Annotated in this window: 11 protein-coding genes and 1 tRNA gene; 1 reads left to right on the forward strand and 11 read right to left on the reverse strand. The window is 71.1% G+C overall.

Translation table 11 applies throughout. The features are described from left to right. Positions 1-11: 11 nt before the first annotated feature. Entirely contained in the window at positions 12-2,636 is a 2,625-nt protein-coding gene (polA, locus tag GJQ66_RS07175) for a DNA polymerase I (RefSeq protein WP_368732768.1), read from the reverse strand. A 54-nt stretch (positions 2,637-2,690) separates the two neighbouring features. On the opposite strand from polA, the gene GJQ66_RS07180 reads away from it, so the two are divergent. Beyond that, complete coding sequence (locus tag GJQ66_RS07180; RefSeq protein WP_155048676.1) at positions 2,691-3,116, forward strand: PaaI family thioesterase; 426 nt, start codon at positions 2,691-2,693, stop codon at positions 3,114-3,116. Positions 3,117-3,168: 52 nt separating this feature from the next. On the opposite strand, the gene GJQ66_RS07185 is transcribed toward GJQ66_RS07180, so the two are convergent. The 10 genes from GJQ66_RS07185 to GJQ66_RS07230 form a co-directional block, all read right to left on the reverse strand. Next, on the reverse strand, positions 3,169-3,783 hold the full coding sequence (locus GJQ66_RS07185; RefSeq protein ID WP_166318151.1) for a response regulator: 615 nt from the start codon (positions 3,781-3,783) through the stop codon (positions 3,169-3,171). A 73-nt stretch (positions 3,784-3,856) separates the two neighbouring features. Continuing rightward, positions 3,857-3,939, reverse strand: a tRNA-Leu gene (locus tag GJQ66_RS07190). A 38-nt stretch (positions 3,940-3,977) separates the two neighbouring features. Then, positions 3,978-5,420, reverse strand: a complete 1,443-nt coding sequence (gene pyk, locus GJQ66_RS07195) for a pyruvate kinase (RefSeq protein ID WP_166318154.1) — start codon at positions 5,418-5,420, stop codon at positions 3,978-3,980. A 173-nt stretch (positions 5,421-5,593) separates the two neighbouring features. Continuing rightward, positions 5,594-7,051, reverse strand: a complete 1,458-nt coding sequence (locus GJQ66_RS07200; RefSeq protein WP_368732769.1) for a glutamate synthase subunit beta — start codon at positions 7,049-7,051, stop codon at positions 5,594-5,596. Further along, positions 7,044-11,618, reverse strand: a complete 4,575-nt coding sequence (gene gltB, locus GJQ66_RS07205) for a glutamate synthase large subunit (RefSeq protein ID WP_155048678.1) — start codon at positions 11,616-11,618, stop codon at positions 7,044-7,046. The genes GJQ66_RS07200 and gltB overlap by 8 nt, the downstream gene beginning before the upstream one ends. Before the next feature lie 108 nt (positions 11,619-11,726). Continuing rightward, on the reverse strand, positions 11,727-12,752 hold the full coding sequence (gene lgt / locus GJQ66_RS07210; RefSeq protein ID WP_155048679.1) for a prolipoprotein diacylglyceryl transferase: 1,026 nt from the start codon (positions 12,750-12,752) through the stop codon (positions 11,727-11,729). 46 nt (positions 12,753-12,798) lie between these two features. Next, positions 12,799-13,602 carry a tryptophan synthase subunit alpha gene (gene trpA, locus GJQ66_RS07215; RefSeq protein WP_155048680.1) on the reverse strand — a complete coding sequence of 268 codons (804 nt, stop codon included), beginning with the start codon at positions 13,600-13,602 and terminating at the stop codon, positions 12,799-12,801. Beyond that, positions 13,599-14,807, reverse strand: a complete 1,209-nt coding sequence (trpB, locus tag GJQ66_RS07220; protein WP_155048681.1) for a tryptophan synthase subunit beta — start codon at positions 14,805-14,807, stop codon at positions 13,599-13,601. Before trpB ends, trpA begins: the two co-directional genes overlap by 4 nt. Continuing rightward, entirely contained in the window at positions 14,807-15,595 is a 789-nt protein-coding gene (gene trpC, locus GJQ66_RS07225) for an indole-3-glycerol phosphate synthase TrpC (protein ID WP_155048682.1), read from the reverse strand. The genes trpB and trpC overlap by 1 nt, the downstream gene beginning before the upstream one ends. Then, positions 15,595-15,825, reverse strand: coding sequence for an HGxxPAAW family protein (locus GJQ66_RS07230; protein ID WP_155048683.1), 231 nt, complete (start codon positions 15,823-15,825; stop codon positions 15,595-15,597). The genes trpC and GJQ66_RS07230 overlap by 1 nt, the downstream gene beginning before the upstream one ends. Positions 15,826-15,852 lie beyond the last annotated feature (27 nt).

Genomic DNA, 15,852 nt, shown 5'->3' on the forward strand with positions numbered 1-15,852 from the left:
GGCCCGCGCGGTCAGTGCGCGGCCTCGTTCCAGTCGCCGCCGAAGCCCACCTGCACGGAGAGCGGGACCGTGAGGTCCGCGGCGCCGGCCATCTCCTCGCGCACGAGCTGCTCGACCGCATCGCGCTCGCCCGGCGCCACCTCCACGACAACCTCGTCGTGGATCTGCAGGAGCAGGCGCGAGCTCATGCCGCGGAGTCGCTCGTGGATCCGGAACAGCGCGATCTTCATGATGTCGGCGGCGCTGCCCTGGATGGGCGCGTTCAGGGCGGCGCGCTCGGCGTTCTCGCGGAGCACCCGGTTAGGGCTGGACAGGTCGGGGAACGGGCGCCGGCGGCCGAAGATCGTCTCCGTGTAGCCGTCCTCGCGGGCCTTCTCGACCGAGGCGCGCAGGTAGTCGCGCACGGCTCCGAAGCGCTCGAAGTAGCCGAGCATGAGCTGCTTGGCCTCCTTCTGCTCGATACCGAGCTGTTTGGCGAGGCCGAACGCCGACAGGCCGTAGACGAGGCCGTAGGACATCGCCTTGACCTTGCTGCGCATGGCGCTCGTGACCTCCGACGGGTCGACGCCGAACACCTGGGCGCCGACGTACCGGTGGAGATCCTCCCCGGCGACGAACGCCTCGACGAGGCCCGGATCCTCGGACAGGTGCGCCATGATGCGCATCTCGATCTGCGAGTAGTCGGCGGTCAGGAGCGACTCGTAGCCCTCGCCGACGACGAAGGCCTGCCGGATGCGACGGGACTCCTCCGAGCGCACGGGGATGTTCTGCAGGTTCGGATCCGTGCTCGAGAGACGGCCCGTCTGGCTGCCCGTCTGCACGTAGGTCGTGTGCACGCGGCCGTCGTCCGCGATGGCCTGGTCCAGGCCGTCGATGATCTGCTTGAGCTTCGTCGCCTCGCGGTGCGCGAGCAGCTGGCCGAGGAACGGGTGGCCCGTCTTGACCTGCAGCTCAGCCAGGGCGCTCGCGTCGGTCGTGTAGCCCGTCTTCGTCTTGCGCGTCGTCGGCAGCGCGAGCTCCTCGAAGAGCACCTGCTGCAGCTGCTTGGGCGAGCCGAGGTTCACCTCGTGCCCGATCTCGGCGTAGGCCTCGGCGGCGATCTCGGCGGCGCGCTCGCCGAGCTGCGCGGAGAACGCGCTGAGGGCGTCGTGGGAGACGGCGACGCCCGCGAGCTCCATGTCGGCGAGGGCGATCAGCGTCGGCATCTCGATGTCGTCGAGCACGGCGCGGGCGCGTTCGGGCAAGGCGGCGACGACGGCCTCCGCGGCGCGCAGCGTGTACCAGCTGAGCTGGCCCGGCGTCGCCCCGTCGGTCTCCGGGACGAGCTGGTCCGGATCCGCCTCGGGCAGGCGCTCGCCCAGGTAGCGGTCCACGAGGTGGGCGAGGGTCTTGTCGGGGAAGGCCGGCCTCGCGATCCACCCCGCGATCAGGGCGTCGGTGCGGAGCCCTCGGACCTCGACGCCCGCGCGGCGCAGCGCTTTTACCTGCACCTTCGCGTCGCACATGACCTTCGGGGCGTCGGAGGCGAACCACGCCCGCACGGCGTCCGCCGCCTCGTCGGACCACGCCGCCTCGACGGCGGCGTCCGCGGTCGCGAGGCCCAGGCGCTCGGGCCGGCCCTCGCGCAGCGTGACCGTCACGCCGACCGCCTGCGCGGGATCCGTGAACCAGGCCGCGAGGCCCGCGGCGTCGAGCTCCTCGACGGCGGGCGCCGCCGGCTGCTCGGGCGCGGGCTCGGACCCGGATCCGCCCATCGCGTCGAGGACGCGCGTGAGGAGCGAGCGGAACTCGAGCGTCGAGAAGATGTCGCGCACGGCCTGCTCGTCGGCCGCGCCCACCTCGAGAGCCTCCAGCTCGACCGGCACGTCGATGTCGTCGAGCAGGCGGTTGAGACGGCGGTTGCGCCGCACGTCGTCGAGGTGGTCGCGCAGGTTCTGGCCCACGACGCCCTTGATGCCCTCGGCGCCCTCGAGGATCGCGTCGAGCGACCCGAACTGGGTGAGCCACTTGACCGCGGTCTTCTCGCCCACCTTGGGCACGCCCGGGAGATTGTCGGCCTTCTCCCCCACGAGCGCCGCGATGTCGGGGTACTGTTCGGGCGGCACGCCGTACCGCTCCTCCACGGCCGGCGGGTCGTAGCGCTTGAGCTTCGACACGCCCTGCACGGACGGGTAGAGCAGGGTCACGCGCTCGTTTACGAGCTGGATCGCGTCGCGGTCCCCCGAGCACACGAGCACGTCGTAGCCGGCCTCGGCGCCGCGTCGGGCGAGCGTCGCGAGGATGTCGTCGGCCTCGTAGCCGTCCTTCTCCAGCACCGTGACGTTCATCGCCTCGAGGCAGCTCTTGAGGAGCGGAATCTGCCCGCGGAACTCGGACGGCGTCTCCTGCCGGCCCTCCTTGTACTCCGGGTACTCCGCCTTGCGGAAGGTGTGGTCGGAGACGTCGAACGCGACGGCGACGTGCGTCGGCTGCTCGTTCTTGAGGAGGTTGATGAACATCGACAGGAAGCCGTGGATGCCGTTCGTGTGCTGCCCCTCCTTGTTCTGGAAGGTGTCGACCGGCAGCGCGAAGAACGCGCGGAAGGCCAGCGAGTGGCCGTCGACGATGAGCAGAGTAGGCTTCGTGGGGTCCGTCACCCCTCCAGGGTATGCGGGTCCGCCGACATCCACCCTCCGCCGAAAGGAATCCGCATGAGCGCCGCACCCGACCCCGCCGCCGACGGTCTCGACTGGCTCGAGCAGCGCGGGATCGGCGCGCTCGCCGAGCGCATGGGGATCCGCTTCACGGAGTTCTCTGCGGAGCGCGCCGTGGCGACCATGCCGGTCGAGGGGAACACACAGCCGGTCGGCCTGCTCCACGGGGGCGCCTACGTCGTGCTCGGCGAGTCGCTCGGGTCCATGGCCGCAAACCTCCACGCCGGGCCGGGGCGCCTCGCCGTCGGTCTCGACATCAACGCCACGCACACCGCCTCGGCGACGTCGGGGCTCGTGACCGGCACCTGCACCGCGATCCACCTGGGTGGCTCGGTGTGCGTGCACGAGATCGTCGTGCGCGACGAGCGCGGGAGCCGGTGCTCGACCGTCCGCATCACCAACCTCATCAAGGACGCCCGCTAACGCGGAAGGGGCCCGGCCATCCGGCCGGACCCCTTCTTCGCGCGGGGCGCGATCAGTCCTTCTTGGGCGAGAGCTGCTCGATGATCGCCTTCGCGACGTCCTGCATCGTGAGGCGGCGGTCCATCGACGCCTTCTGGATCCAGCGGAACGCCTCGGGCTCGCTGAGCCCCATCTTCTCGTTCAGGAGGCCCTTGGCGCGGTCCACGAGCTTGCGCGTCTCGAAGCGCTCGACCATGTCGGCGACCTCGGCCTCGAGCGTGATGATCTGCTCGTGCCGGGCCAGCGCGATCTCGATCGCGGGCAGCAGGTCGTTCGGCGTGAAGGGCTTGACGACGTACGCGAGCGCGCCGGCCTCCGTCGCGCGCTCCACGAGCTCCTTCTGGCTGAACGCCGTCAGCAGCACGACGGGCGCGATGTGGTCGCGGCTCAGCCGCTCGGCGGCCGAGATGCCGTCGAGCTGCGGCATCTTCACGTCCATGACCACGAGGTCGGGGCGCAGCTCCGTCGCGAGCTGGACCGCGGTCTCGCCGTCGCCGGCCTCGCCGACGACGTCGTAGCCGTTGTCGCGAAGGATCTCGACGATGTCCATCCGGATCAGCGACTCGTCCTCCGCGACGACCACGCGCCGGGGCGCGCCTCCTGCGTTCTCGTTCTGCTCTTCGCTCACGTGTTCCATCCTATGACGCGGGTCTGGTGGTTCGCCGATTGACTCGTCGCGGATCCGACGAGGGCGAACATCGTGCCGGTGGAGGGACTCGAACCCTCACGTCCTTGCGGACAGCGCATTTTGAGTGCGCCGCGTCTGCCATTCCGCCACACCGGCCGGGGGCGGCGACCCGGGGGTCGCCGCCGGGCGCGATTCTAGCCCTGGTAGGCCGGGGCCGCGCCGTGGACCGCGTCGCCCACACGGTGGACGCGCAGGTCGTTGGTCGAGCCGGCGATCCCGGGAGGGGAACCGGAGATGACGATGACCTTGTCGCCGACGCGCGCGAGACCGTTCTCCAGCACGTACTCGTCGACCTGCATGAACATCTGGTCGGTGTGCTCGACCGGGTCCACGAGGGCCGAGCGGATGCCCCACGTCAGCTGCATGCGGCGACGCGTCTCCTCGGCAAGGGTGAACGCGACCATGCGGCGGGACGAGCGCAGGCGCGACATCCGGCGGGCCGAGTCGCCGGTCTGCGTGAAGATGCACAGCAGCTTCGCGTCGACGAAGTCCGCGACATCGACGGCGGCGAGCGTGATGGCGCCACCCTGGGTGCGCGGGCGCGTGGTGAGCGGCTCGATGCGCTCGAGGCCGTGGTCCTCCGTGGACTCGACGATGCGGGCCATGGTCTGCACCGTGACGACCGGGTAGTCGCCGACGCTCGTCTCGCCCGAGAGCATGACCGCGTCCGCGCCGTCGAGGACGGCGTTGGCGACGTCGCTCGTCTCGGCGCGCGTCGGGACAGGGTTCTGGATCATCGACTCGAGCATCTGCGTCGCGACGATGACGGGCTTGGCGAGGCGGCGGGCCATCGCGACGGCGCGCTTCTGGACGATCGGCACGGCCTCGAGCGGGAGCTCGACCCCGAGGTCGCCGCGGGCGACCATGATGCCGTCGAAGGCCTCGACGATCTCCTCGAGCACGTCGACGGCCTGCGGCTTCTCGATCTTGGCGATGATCGGGACGCGGCGCCCCTCCTCCGCCATGATCACGTGGGCGCGCTCGACGTCCTTCGCGCTGCGCACGAACGACAGGGCGATGATGTCGGCGCCCTTGCGCAGGGCCCACCGCAGGTCGGCCTCGTCCTTCTCGCTCAGGGCGGGGACGTTGACCGCGACGCCGGGCAGGTTGATGCCCTTGTTGTTGCTCACGGGGCCGCCGACGACGACCTTGGTCGTCACCGTGACGCCGTCGGTCTCGACGACCTGGACGCGGACCTTGCCGTCGTCGATGAGGAGGTAGTCGCCGGGCGCGACGTCGCCCGCCAGGCCCTTATACGTCGTCCCGACGAGGTCCTTCGTTCCCTCGACGTCCTCCATCGTGATGCGGAAGATGTCGCCCACCGCGAGGGTGTGAGGGCCGTCGGCGAAGGTGCCGAGGCGGATCTTGGGGCCCTGCAGGTCGACGAGGATCGCGACGGGCAGGCCGGCGTCGGCCGCGGCTCCCCGCACGTTCTCGAAGTTGTTGTCGTGCACGGAGTAGTCGCCGTGGCTGAGGTTCAGGCGCGCGACATCAAGCCCCGCGTCAATCAGCTCCCGGACCGTTTCCTTTGTCGAGGTCGCCGGCCCGAGGGTCGCGACGATCTTGGCTCGTCTCACTGCATCGCCTTCCGCACTGCTGGACCCCCGATGGGGCCCGGTGGCTGTCGAATCGCGTCCTGGGCCTGTCGGCGCCGCACGCGCCTGAAATGTCGGGAAACCCGAACGCGCTTCTCACCCTACGCGCATTCGGGGTTCCCTCGCGACGCGAACGCGCCGCGCGGCGGTCGCCGTCAGACGTGCATGCCGATGTCCGTGGGCTTCACGGGCGCGGGCAGGAACGTCTCGCCCATGAGCTGCTCGTCGACGCGCGCGGCGGCCGCGCGCCCCTCCGCGATCGCCCACACGATGAGCGACTGGCCGCGGCCGGCGTCGCCTGCGACGAAGACGCCGCGGTCGGCCGACTCGTAGGAATCGTCGCGCACGATCGCGCCGCGGTCGGTGAACTGCGTCGCCAGCTGGTGCTCCAGGTGGTCGCGCTCGGGGCCGGTGAACCCCATGGCGATGAGCACGAGGTCCGCCGGGATCTCCCGCTCGGTGCCGCTCTTCGGCACGCGGCGGCCGTCCACGAACTCGGTCTCGGCCACGCGCAGCGCGCGCACCTCGCCCGCCTCGTTCCCGAGGAACTCCACGGTGGAGGCGAGGAACTGACGCTCGCCGCCCTCCTCGTGCGCCGACGAGATCTCGAACACCGTCGGGTCCGTGGGCCACGGCTGGTGGTCGGGGCGCGTGTCGCCCGGCTTGCGGCCGATCGCGAGGTTCGTCACGCTGAGCGCGCCCTGACGGTGCGCCGTGCCGATGCAGTCGGCGCCCGTGTCGCCGCCGCCGATGACGACGACGTGCTTGCCCTCGGCCGTGATCTGGTTCGGGACGGTGTCGCCCGCGCCGACCTTGTTGGCCTCGACGAGGTACTCCATGGCGAAGTGGACGCCGGCGAGATCGCGGCCGGGGATCGGCAGGTCGCGCGGCACGGTGGCGCCCGTGGCGACCACGACGGCGTCGTAGCGCGCGCGCAGGTCGTCCCACGTGATGTCGACGCCGATCGCGACGCCGGCGCGGAAGCGGGTGCCCTCGTCCCGCATCTGGCGCAGGCGCATGTCGAGGTGGCGCTTCTCCATCTTGAAGTCCGGGATCCCGTACCGCAGCAGGCCGCCGATGCGGTCGTCCCGCTCGTAGACGGCGACGGTGTGCCCCGCGCGCGTGAGCTGCTGCGCGGCGGCGAGGCCCGCGGGGCCCGAGCCGACGACGGCGACGGTCTTGCCCGTCAGGCGTGTCGGGGGCTTGGGCTCGACCCAGCCGTTGCCGAACGCCTCGTCGATGATCGAGACCTCGATCTGCTTGATCGTGACCGCGGGCTGGTTGATGCCCAGCACGCACGCGGACTCGCACGGCGCCGGGCACAGCCGGCCGGTGAACTCGGGGAAGTTGTTCGTGGCGTGCAGGCGGTCGATCGCCGCGCGCCCCTCCCCCTTCCAGGTGAGGTCGTTCCACTCGGGGATGAGGTTGCCGAGGGGGCACCCCTGGTGACAGAACGGCACGCCGCAGTCCATGCAGCGGCCGGCCTGACGCGTCAGGACGGCCTTGTCGCCCGGCTCGTAGACCTCTTTCCAGTCCATAATGCGCACGGGCACCGGACGGCGAGCGGGGGTCTCCCGCTCGGTCACCTTCATAAAGCCCTTGGGATCAGCCACCGGTCACCTCCAGGATTCGGTTCCAGACGACGTCGCCGTCGGGGTCGAGCCCCTCATCGGCGGCGTCCTGGCGCGTTTTCAGGACGGCGGCGTAGTCGCGCGGGAGCACCCGCACGAAGTTCGCCGCCTCGTTCTCGAGATCGCCGAGCAAGCGCTCCGCGAGGTCGGATCCGGTCTCCGCCACGTGGCGCTCCAGGAGATCCCGCAGGATCTCGACGTCGCCGGAGCCGAGCTCGCCGAGCGTGAGCTCGCCCGAGTCGAGCGCCTGCGTGTTGACCTTGTCGCGGTCGAGGCGGTACACGTAGGCCGTGCCGCCGGACATGCCGGCGCCGAGGTTCCGTCCCGTCTCGCCGAGGATCACGGCGAGCCCGCCGGTCATGTACTCAAGCGCGTGGTCGCCCACGCCCTCGACGACCGCCGAGGCGCCGGAGTTGCGGACGAGGAAGCGCTCGCCCACGACGCCGCGGAGGAACAGCGAGCCCTGCGTCGCGCCGTAGCCGATGACGTTGCCCGCGATGACGTTCTCGGACGCATCGAAGGTCGCGTCGCGCGGCGGCCGCACGACGATGTGGCCGCCGGAGAGGCCCTTACCGACGTAGTCGTTCGAGTCGCCCTCGAGGCGCAGGCTGACGCCGCCCGGGAGGAACGCGCCGAAGGACTGCCCCGCGGATCCCGTGAGGTTCACGGTGATGGATCCGTTCGTGAGCCCGTGCTCGCCGTGCGCCTTCGTGACCTCGTGGCCGAGCATCGTTCCGACGGCGCGCGCCGTGTTCCGGACGGGGAGGTCGATCGTGAGGTCGCCGCCCGAGGCGATGACGTCCTGCGCCCGCTCGATGAGCTGGACGTCGAAGTGCTCCTCGAGCTCGTGGTTCTGCGACCGCGCGTGCTGGCGGGGCTCGGCGGCGTCGAAGGCGGGACCGTCCAGGATGGGCGCGAGGTCGAGGCCGTCGGCCTTCCAGTGCGCGATCGCGCGGTTGACGTCCAGTGCCTCAACGCGCCCGATGGCCTCCTCGAGCGAGCGGAAGCCCAGCTCGGCGAGGTACTCGCGCACCTCCTCGGCGATGAACATCATGAAGTTCACGACGTGCTCGGCCTGGCCCGTGAAGCGCGAGCGCAGGACGGGGTTCTGCGTGGCGACGCCGACGGGGCACGTGTCGAGATTGCACACGCGCATCATGATGCAGCCCTCGACGACGAGCGGCGCGGTCGCGAAACCAAACTCCTCCGCGCCGAGCAGCGCCGCGATCACGACGTCGCGACCGGTCTTCATCTGTCCGTCGACCTGGACGACGACGCGGTCCCGCATGCCGTTGAGCATCAGGGTCTGCTGCGTCTCGGCGAGGCCGAGCTCCCACGGCGTGCCCGCGTGCTTGAGCGAGTTCAGCGGGCTCGCGCCGGTGCCGCCATCGTGTCCGGACACGAGGATCACGTCGCTGAGCGCCTTGGCAACGCCCGCGGCGACCGCGCCGATCCCCGACTGGCTGACGAGCTTCGTGTGCACGCGCGCCGACGGGTTTGCCCGCTTCAGGTCGAAGATGAGCTGCTTGAGATCCTCGATCGAGTAGATGTCGTGGTGCGGGGGCGGAGAGATGAGCCCCACGCCCGGCGTCGAGTGACGCGTCCGCGCGACCCACGGGTACACCTTGCCGGGAGGCAGCTGCCCGCCCTCGCCCGGCTTGGCGCCCTGCGCCAGCTTGATCTGGATGTCGTCGGCGTGCGTCAGGTACATGCTCGTGACGCCGAATCGGCCGGACGCCACCTGCTTGATGGCGCTGCGGCGCGACGGGTCGAGGAGTCGATCGATGTCCTCGCCGCCCTCGCCCGTGTTCGACTTGCCGCCGAGCTGGTTCATCGCGATCGCGAGCGTCTCGTGCGCCTCGCGGGAGATGGATCCGTAGCTCATCGCTCCCGTCGAGAAGCGCTTCACGATCGCCGAGGCGGGCTCGACCTCGTCGAGCGGCACGGGGCGACGGTCGCCGGGGGTGAGCTGGAACAGCCCGCGCAGGGTCTTCAGCTCCGCGGCCTGGTCGTCGACCATCTTCGTGTACTCGCGGAAGATGTCGTACCGACCGGTACGCGTGGAGTGCTGCAGCCGGAAGATGGTCTCGGGGTTGAACAGGTGCTCAGCCCCGTCGCGCCGCCACTGGTATTCGCCGCCCGTCCAGAGCCGCTCGTGCGCGCGGGGCGCGCGGTCCTCGGGGTACGCGAACGCGTGGCGCGCGGCGGTCTCGCGCGCGATGGCGTCCAGGCCGACGCCCTGGATCTTCGTCTCGGTGCCCGTGAAGTACTTCTCGACGAACGCCGAGGAGAGCCCGACGGCCTCGAACACCTGCGCGCCCGCGTACGAGGACACGGTCGAGATGCCGATCTTCGACATGATCTTCAGCACGCCCTTGCCGAGCGCGTAGATCAGGTTCTTGACGGCCTTTTCGGGGCTCACGCCCGTGACGGATCCGCTGCGCACGAGGTGCTCGGCCGACTCCATCGCCAGGTAGGGGTTCACGGCGCTCGCGCCGTAGCCGAGGAGCACGGCCACGTGGTGCACCTCGCGCACGTCGCCCGCCTCGACGACGAGGCCGACCTTCATGCGCGTCTCGTTGCGGATGAGGTGGTGGTGCACCGCCGACACGGCGAGCAGCGAGGGGATCGGCGCGAGGTCCTGGTTCGAGTCGCGGTCGCTCAGGACGATGAACTCGGCGCCGTCCTCGATCGCGCGGTCGACCTCCGCGCACATCCGATCGATGCGCTTCTCCATGCCCTTCGCGCCCGCGGACACGCGGTACAGCGAGGGCACGGTGACGGAGGTGCGGCCCGGAAGGGCGCTGTCGATGTGCTGGATCTTCGCGAGCTCGTCGTTGTCGATCACGGGGAAGTCGAGCCCGACGCCGCGCGCGTGCGCGGCCCCGCTCGTGAGCAGGTTCGCCTCGGGGCCGAGGTTCAGCGTGAGGCTGGTCACGACCTCCTCGCGGATCGAGTCGAGCGGCGGGTTCGTCACCTGCGCGAACTGCTGCACGAAGTAGTCGAACAGCAGGCGCGGGCGCTTGCTCAGCACGGCGATCGGGGTGTCGGATCCCATCGCGCCGATCGGCTCGGCTCCCGTGCGACCCATCGGGCCGAGCAGGATCTTCAGCTCCTCCTCGGTGTACCCGAACGTGCGCTGGCGGCGTCGGATCGAGGCGATGGGGTGGACGAGGTGCTCCCGCTCGGGCAGGTCGGCGAGCCGGACCGTGCCCTTGTCGAGCCACTCGCGCCACGGCTCCTTCTTCGCGAGGCGGCCCTTCACCTCGGCGTCGGCGAGGATGCGGCCGTTCTCGGTGTCGACGACGAACATCGTGCCGGGCTGCAGGCGACCGCGGCGCGCGATCCGATCGGGGGCGAAGTCGAGGACGCCGGTCTCCGAGCCGATGACGACGAGCCCGTCGTTCGTGACGGTCCAGCGCCCGGGGCGCAGACCATTGCGGTCGAGCGTCGCGCAGACGAGGGTGCCGTCGGTCGCGAGGAGGGCGGCGGGGCCGTCCCACGGCTCCATGAGGCCCGCGTGGTACTCGTAGAACGCCTTGAGGTCGGGGTCCAGCCCCGCCTTCTTCTCGTGCGCCTCCGGCACCATCATCAGCATGGCGTGCGGCAGCGAGCGGCCCGACAGCGTCAGGAGCTCGAGCGTCTCGTCGAACGACGCGGAGTCGCTCTCGGTGTCGGAGCAGATCGGCAGGAGCGGCTTCATGTCGCCGAGCAGCTCGCTCGACAGCTGCGACTGGCGCGCGCGCATCCAGTTTCGGTTTCCGCCCACCGTGTTGATCTCGCCGTTGTGGGCGAGCATGCGCAACGGCTGCGCGAGCGGCCACGACGGGAAGGTGTTGGTCGAGTAGCGCGAGTGGACGACGGCCAGCTCGGTGACGAAGCGCTCGTCCTGCAGGTCCAGGTAGAACGGCTCGAGCTGCAGGGTCGTGACCATGCCCTTGTAGCCGAGGGTGCGGCTGGAGAGCGAGACGAAGTAGGCGCCGAGCTCGTGCTGGGCGCGCTTGCGCAGCCGGTACGCGCGGCGGTCGAGCGCGATCCCGGACAGGGGCTCCTGGTGGCCCGCCTGGGCGCTCGCGAGGAACAGTTGCTCGATGGCCGGCTGCGCGTCGCGCGCGAGGCGGCCGAGGTTGTCGGGCGCGACGGGCACCTCGCGCCAGCCGAGCACGTGCAGGTTCTCGGTCGCGGCGATGTGCTCGATGCCGCGCTTGTGCTCGGCCCGCTCCTCGGCGTCCGTCGGGAGGAACGCCATGCCGGCGGCGTACTCGCTCACCGGGGGCAGCTCGAAGCCCGCCACGGCGCGCAGGAAGGCGTCGGGCATCTGCGTGAGGATGCCCGCGCCGTCGCCGGTGCCGGCGTCGGATCCGATCGCGCCGCGGTGCTCGAGGTTCGTGAGAGCCTCGAGCGCCAGGTCGACGATGTCGTGGCCCGGCTCACCGCGCAGCGTCGCGACCATCGCGAGGCCGCACGCATCCTTCTCGAATGCGGGGTTGTACATGCCCTGTCGGGCGGGGAGCGCGCCGGGCGCGCCAGGACGCAGGCTGAATGCCATAAGCGATTCCGTCCTCGTATCTCGTGCTCTGTGGGGACGACGTCGGCCCGACGGCAAGCCGGTGGGGGTGGGTGCGAAGCGAGCGGTGCTCCGCCGCGCGAGGGCGGCTTACTTCGCGGCTGCTGTGCTTGTGGCGGCGGCCGAGGGGCTGATCTCCGACGACGGCGGTTCGCTGATGTCGACGAAGTCGTCGGGGCTGTCATGCGATGCTAGCGCATTCTGGTCGGACCGCTGTCGCCCGGGGACGTACACCGAGGGCTCGAGGCCCGTGTGGCGCGACTGGACGGCGAGCACGACGACGCCGAGCGCGACGGCGAAGAGCGCGGCCCACACGTTCGTGCGGAGCCCGAAGAAGATCTCGCTCGGGTCGATCCGGATCGACTCCCACACGACGCGACCCGCGCCGTACCAGATGAGGTACACGGCGAACAGGCGGCCCCACTGCATGCCCACGCGGCGCGAGAGCGCGAGCAGCACGATGACGCCGGCGCCGTTCCAGAGGACCTCGTAGAGGAAGGTCGGGTGGAAGAGGGTGTCGGCGGGCAGGCCGGCGGGGACGGCGGCGTTGTCGGCGTCGATCTCGAGGCCCCACGGCAGGTCCGTCGGCAGGCCGAAGAGCTCCTGGTTGAACCAGTTGCCGAAGCGGCCGAGCGCCTGCGCGAGCAGCAGGCCGGGCGCGAGCGCGTCGGCGAACGCCGAGAACCGGATGCCCGTCCAGCGGCAGCCGATCCACGCTCCGAGCGCGCCGCCCAGCAGCGCGCCGAAGATCGCGATGCCGCCGTCCCAGATGTTCCAGACCGCGTTCTCGACGAACGGGTTCCACCAGGCGCGGCCGGCGGAGAAGTAGAAGTCCCAGTGGGTGAGGACGTGGAAGGCGCGTGCGCCCACGAGGGCGAGGATCACGGCGGGCAGGCCCACGTCGATGACGACCCACGGCTCGGCGCCGCGGCGGGTGAGCCGGGCGTTCGTCATGATCGTCGCCACGATGATCCCCGCGAGGATGCACAGCGCGTAGAAGTGGATCGTGAACGGTCCGAGCGTGAAGGATCCGATCGTCCACTCTCCCCCGAAGGTGAAGGAGGAGATGGGAGGGCTGGGGATGCTCGCGGCAACGAGCGACGCGGAAGGCAGCATGATGAGGAGAGTCTACGTCCTTGGGTGAGTCGGATCGGGGTGCGGCTCAGGCCGCGTCCGTGTCCCGGCGGCGCGTGCCGGAGGCGAGCTCGCGGGCGACCTCGGCGAGGCCGTCGACGCCGCCGTCGCGGAGAGCCCGCACGAGCGCGGTTCCCACGATCGCGCCGTCCGCATACGCGCACACGTCGGCGATCTGGTCGGCGGTGGAGATGCCGATGCCGACGCAGGCGCGCTCCGCACCGTGGGCGCGCAGGCGCCCGACCAGCTCGCGCGCGGCCTGGTCGAGCTCGGCGCGCTCGCCCGTGATTCCCATGGTCGAGACCGTGTACACGAAGCCTCGGGACGCGCCGGCGATCATCTCGAGTCGCTCGTTCGTCGACGTGGGCGCCGCGAGGAACACACGGTCGAGGCCATGGCGATCGGCCGCGTCGACCCACTCGGCTGCCGCGTCGGGCGTGATGTCGGGGGTGATGAGGCCCGCGCCGCCGGCCGCCGCGAGGTCGGCCGCGTAGCGGTCCACGCCGTACTGGACGACGAGGTTCCAGTAGGTCATGACGAGGATCGGCACCGCGGTGCGGCCCGAGATCTCCCGCACGGCGGTGAACAGGTCGGGGGTGCGAAAGCCCGCCTCGAGGGCGGCCTTCGTGGCCTCCTGGATGATGGGTCCGTCCATGACCGGGTCGCTGTAGGGCGGCCCGAGCTCGAGGACGTCCGCGCCCGCCTCCGCGAGCGCCACGGCGGCGTCGATGGAGGTCGCGAGGTCCGGATAGCCGACCGGGAGGTACCCGACGAAGGCGCCGCGCCCCTCGTCACGGGCGCGGTCGATCGCCCGTTCCACCGTGGAGGTCATGCGCCCTCTCCCCCGTCGTAGAGGCCGAAGTAGCGCGCGGCCGTGTCCATGTCCTTGTCGCCGCGGCCCGACAGGCAGATCGCGATCGTCGCGTCCGAGCCGAGCTCGCGCCCCAACCGGATCGCGCCGGCGAGCGCGTGCGCCGACTCGATCGCCGGGATGATGCCCTCGGTGCGGGTCAGCAGGCGCAGCGCCTGCATCGCCTCGTCGTCGGTGGCGGGAATGTACGTCGCGCGGCCGGTGGCCGCGAGCCACGCGTGCTCCGGCCCGACGCCTGGGTAGTCGAGACCCGCGGAGATCGAGTGCGACTCGATGGTCTGGCCGTCGTCGTCCATGAGGACGAACGTGCGCGCGCCGTGCAGCACGCCCTCGCGGCCGCGCTCGATAGACGCTGCGTGGCGGGCGGTGTCGACGCCGTCGCCCGCCGCCTCGACGCCGTACAGCGCGACCGAGGGATCGTCGATGAACGCGTCAAACATGCCGATCGCGTTCGAGCCACCGCCGACGCACGCGACGACGGCGTCCGGCAGGGCGCCCGTGCGCTCCAGGAGCTGGCTGCGCGCCTCCTCGGAGATGATCTTCTGGAAATCGCGGACCATGGCCGGGAACGGGTGCGGTCCCGCGGCCGTGCCGAAGATGTAGTTGGTCGTCTCGACGCTGGCGACCCAGTCGCGATAGGCCTCGTTGATCGCGTCCTTGAGGGTGCGCGAACCGGTCGTGACCGCGATCACCTCGGCGCCCAGCAGGCGCATCCGGGCGACGTTGAGGGCTTGGCGCTCGGTGTCGACCTCTCCCATGTAGATGGTGCACTCGAGGCCGAACAGCGCGGCCGCCGTCGCCGTTGCGACGCCGTGCTGCCCCGCGCCCGTCTCGGCGATCACGCGGATCTTGCCCAGGCGGCGCGTCAAGAGCGCCTGGCCGAGCACGTTGTTGATCTTGTGGCTCCCCGTGTGATTGAGGTCCTCGCGCTTGAGGAACACGCGCGCGCCGCCGGCGTGCTCCGCGAACCGGGGCACCTCCGTGAGCGGCGACGGGCGGCCAGCGTAGTCGGCGAGCAGCCCCGCGAGCTCCTGCCGGAACGACGGATCCGCCATGGCGGAGCGGTGGGCCTCGGCGAGCTCGTCGATCGCGGCGATGAGCGACTCGGGCATGTAGCGCCCGCCGAAGTCGCCGAAGAACGGGCCGGGTTGGTCGCGCAGAGACATCAGATCCCTTCTGTGGCGGAGAGGAAGGCGCCGAGGGTGCGAACGGGGTCGCCCGTGACGAGCGCCTCGCCGATGAGGACGGCGTCCGCCCCGTCGCGCCGGTAGCGCACGACGTCGTCGGGCGTGGCGACCGCCGACTCCGCGACGCGGATCGTGCCGGACGGAATCCCCTCCGACAGCCGGGCGAACAGGTCGCGGTCGAGCGTGAAGTCGCTGAGGTCGCGGGCGTTGACGCCGATGAGTGGCGCGCCGAGGTCAACGGCCGCGCGCACCTCGTCGGCGGTGTGCGCCTCCACGAGCGGCGTCATCCCCCACTCGACGACGAGAGCGTACAGCTCGGCGAGGGCGGCCGGATCCAGGGCCGCGACGATGAGGAGCGCCATGTCGGCGCCGGCGGCGCGCGCCTCGGCGACCTGGTACGGCGTGGCGATGAAGTCCTTGCGCAGGACCGGCAACGCCACGCGCTCGCGCACGGCGGTGAGGTCCGCGAGGGACCCCTTGAAGCGCCGGCCCTCCGTGAGCACGCTGATCGCGGACGCGCCGCCGGTCTCGTAGAGGCCCGCCTGGCGCGCCGGGTCCGGGATCGCCGCGAGGTCGCCGCGCGAGGGGCTCGCGCGCTTGACCTCCGCGATGACCTTGATGCGCTCGGAGGGCGTGAGGAAGGCGCGCGCGTCGCGCGGCGCCGGTGCGGCCGCGGCGCGCGCCTCAACGGCGGCGAGCGGCTGCTCGGCGCGGCGTGCCTCCGCGTCCTCGACCGCCCCCGCCGTGAGGTCGGCAAGGAGCGACATCAGTGACCCTTGGGCTGGTACTTGGGTCCGTTCACGCCGAAGCCGGCCTTCGACATGATGAGGCCTACGATCGGGCCGATCACGACGATGACCGCGCCCGCCCACACGAGCCAGATCTGCCCCAGGAACAGTGCAACGGTCGCCACGGCCAGGCCGACCAGCATGATGATGACGTTCGTCCAGGCGGCGGGCGAGTGTCCGTGTCCGGGGTCGCCGATGGGGTTGCTCATGGGGGTACTCCTCGAATGGTGCGGAAC

This window comes from Microbacterium sp. ZXX196 (genome assembly GCF_009709595.1).
Lineage (GTDB): Bacteria > Actinomycetota > Actinomycetes > Actinomycetales > Microbacteriaceae > Microbacterium > Microbacterium excoecariae.

Coding starts and splice junctions, on each gene's coding strand:
- GJQ66_RS07180 (WP_155048676.1), top strand. CDS start 2,691: ATGAGCGCCGCACCCGACCCCGCCGCCGACGGTCTCGACTGGCTCGAG.
- gltB (WP_155048678.1), bottom strand. CDS start 11,618: ATGGCATTCAGCCTGCGTCCTGGCGCGCCCGGCGCGCTCCCCGCCCGA.
- lgt (WP_155048679.1), bottom strand. CDS start 12,752: ATGCTGCCTTCCGCGTCGCTCGTTGCCGCGAGCATCCCCAGCCCTCCC.
- trpA (WP_155048680.1), bottom strand. CDS start 13,602: ATGACCTCCACGGTGGAACGGGCGATCGACCGCGCCCGTGACGAGGGG.
- trpB (WP_155048681.1), bottom strand. CDS start 14,807: ATGTCTCTGCGCGACCAACCCGGCCCGTTCTTCGGCGACTTCGGCGGG.
- trpC (WP_155048682.1), bottom strand. CDS start 15,595: ATGTCGCTCCTTGCCGACCTCACGGCGGGGGCGGTCGAGGACGCGGAG.
- GJQ66_RS07230 (WP_155048683.1), bottom strand. CDS start 15,825: ATGAGCAACCCCATCGGCGACCCCGGACACGGACACTCGCCCGCCGCC.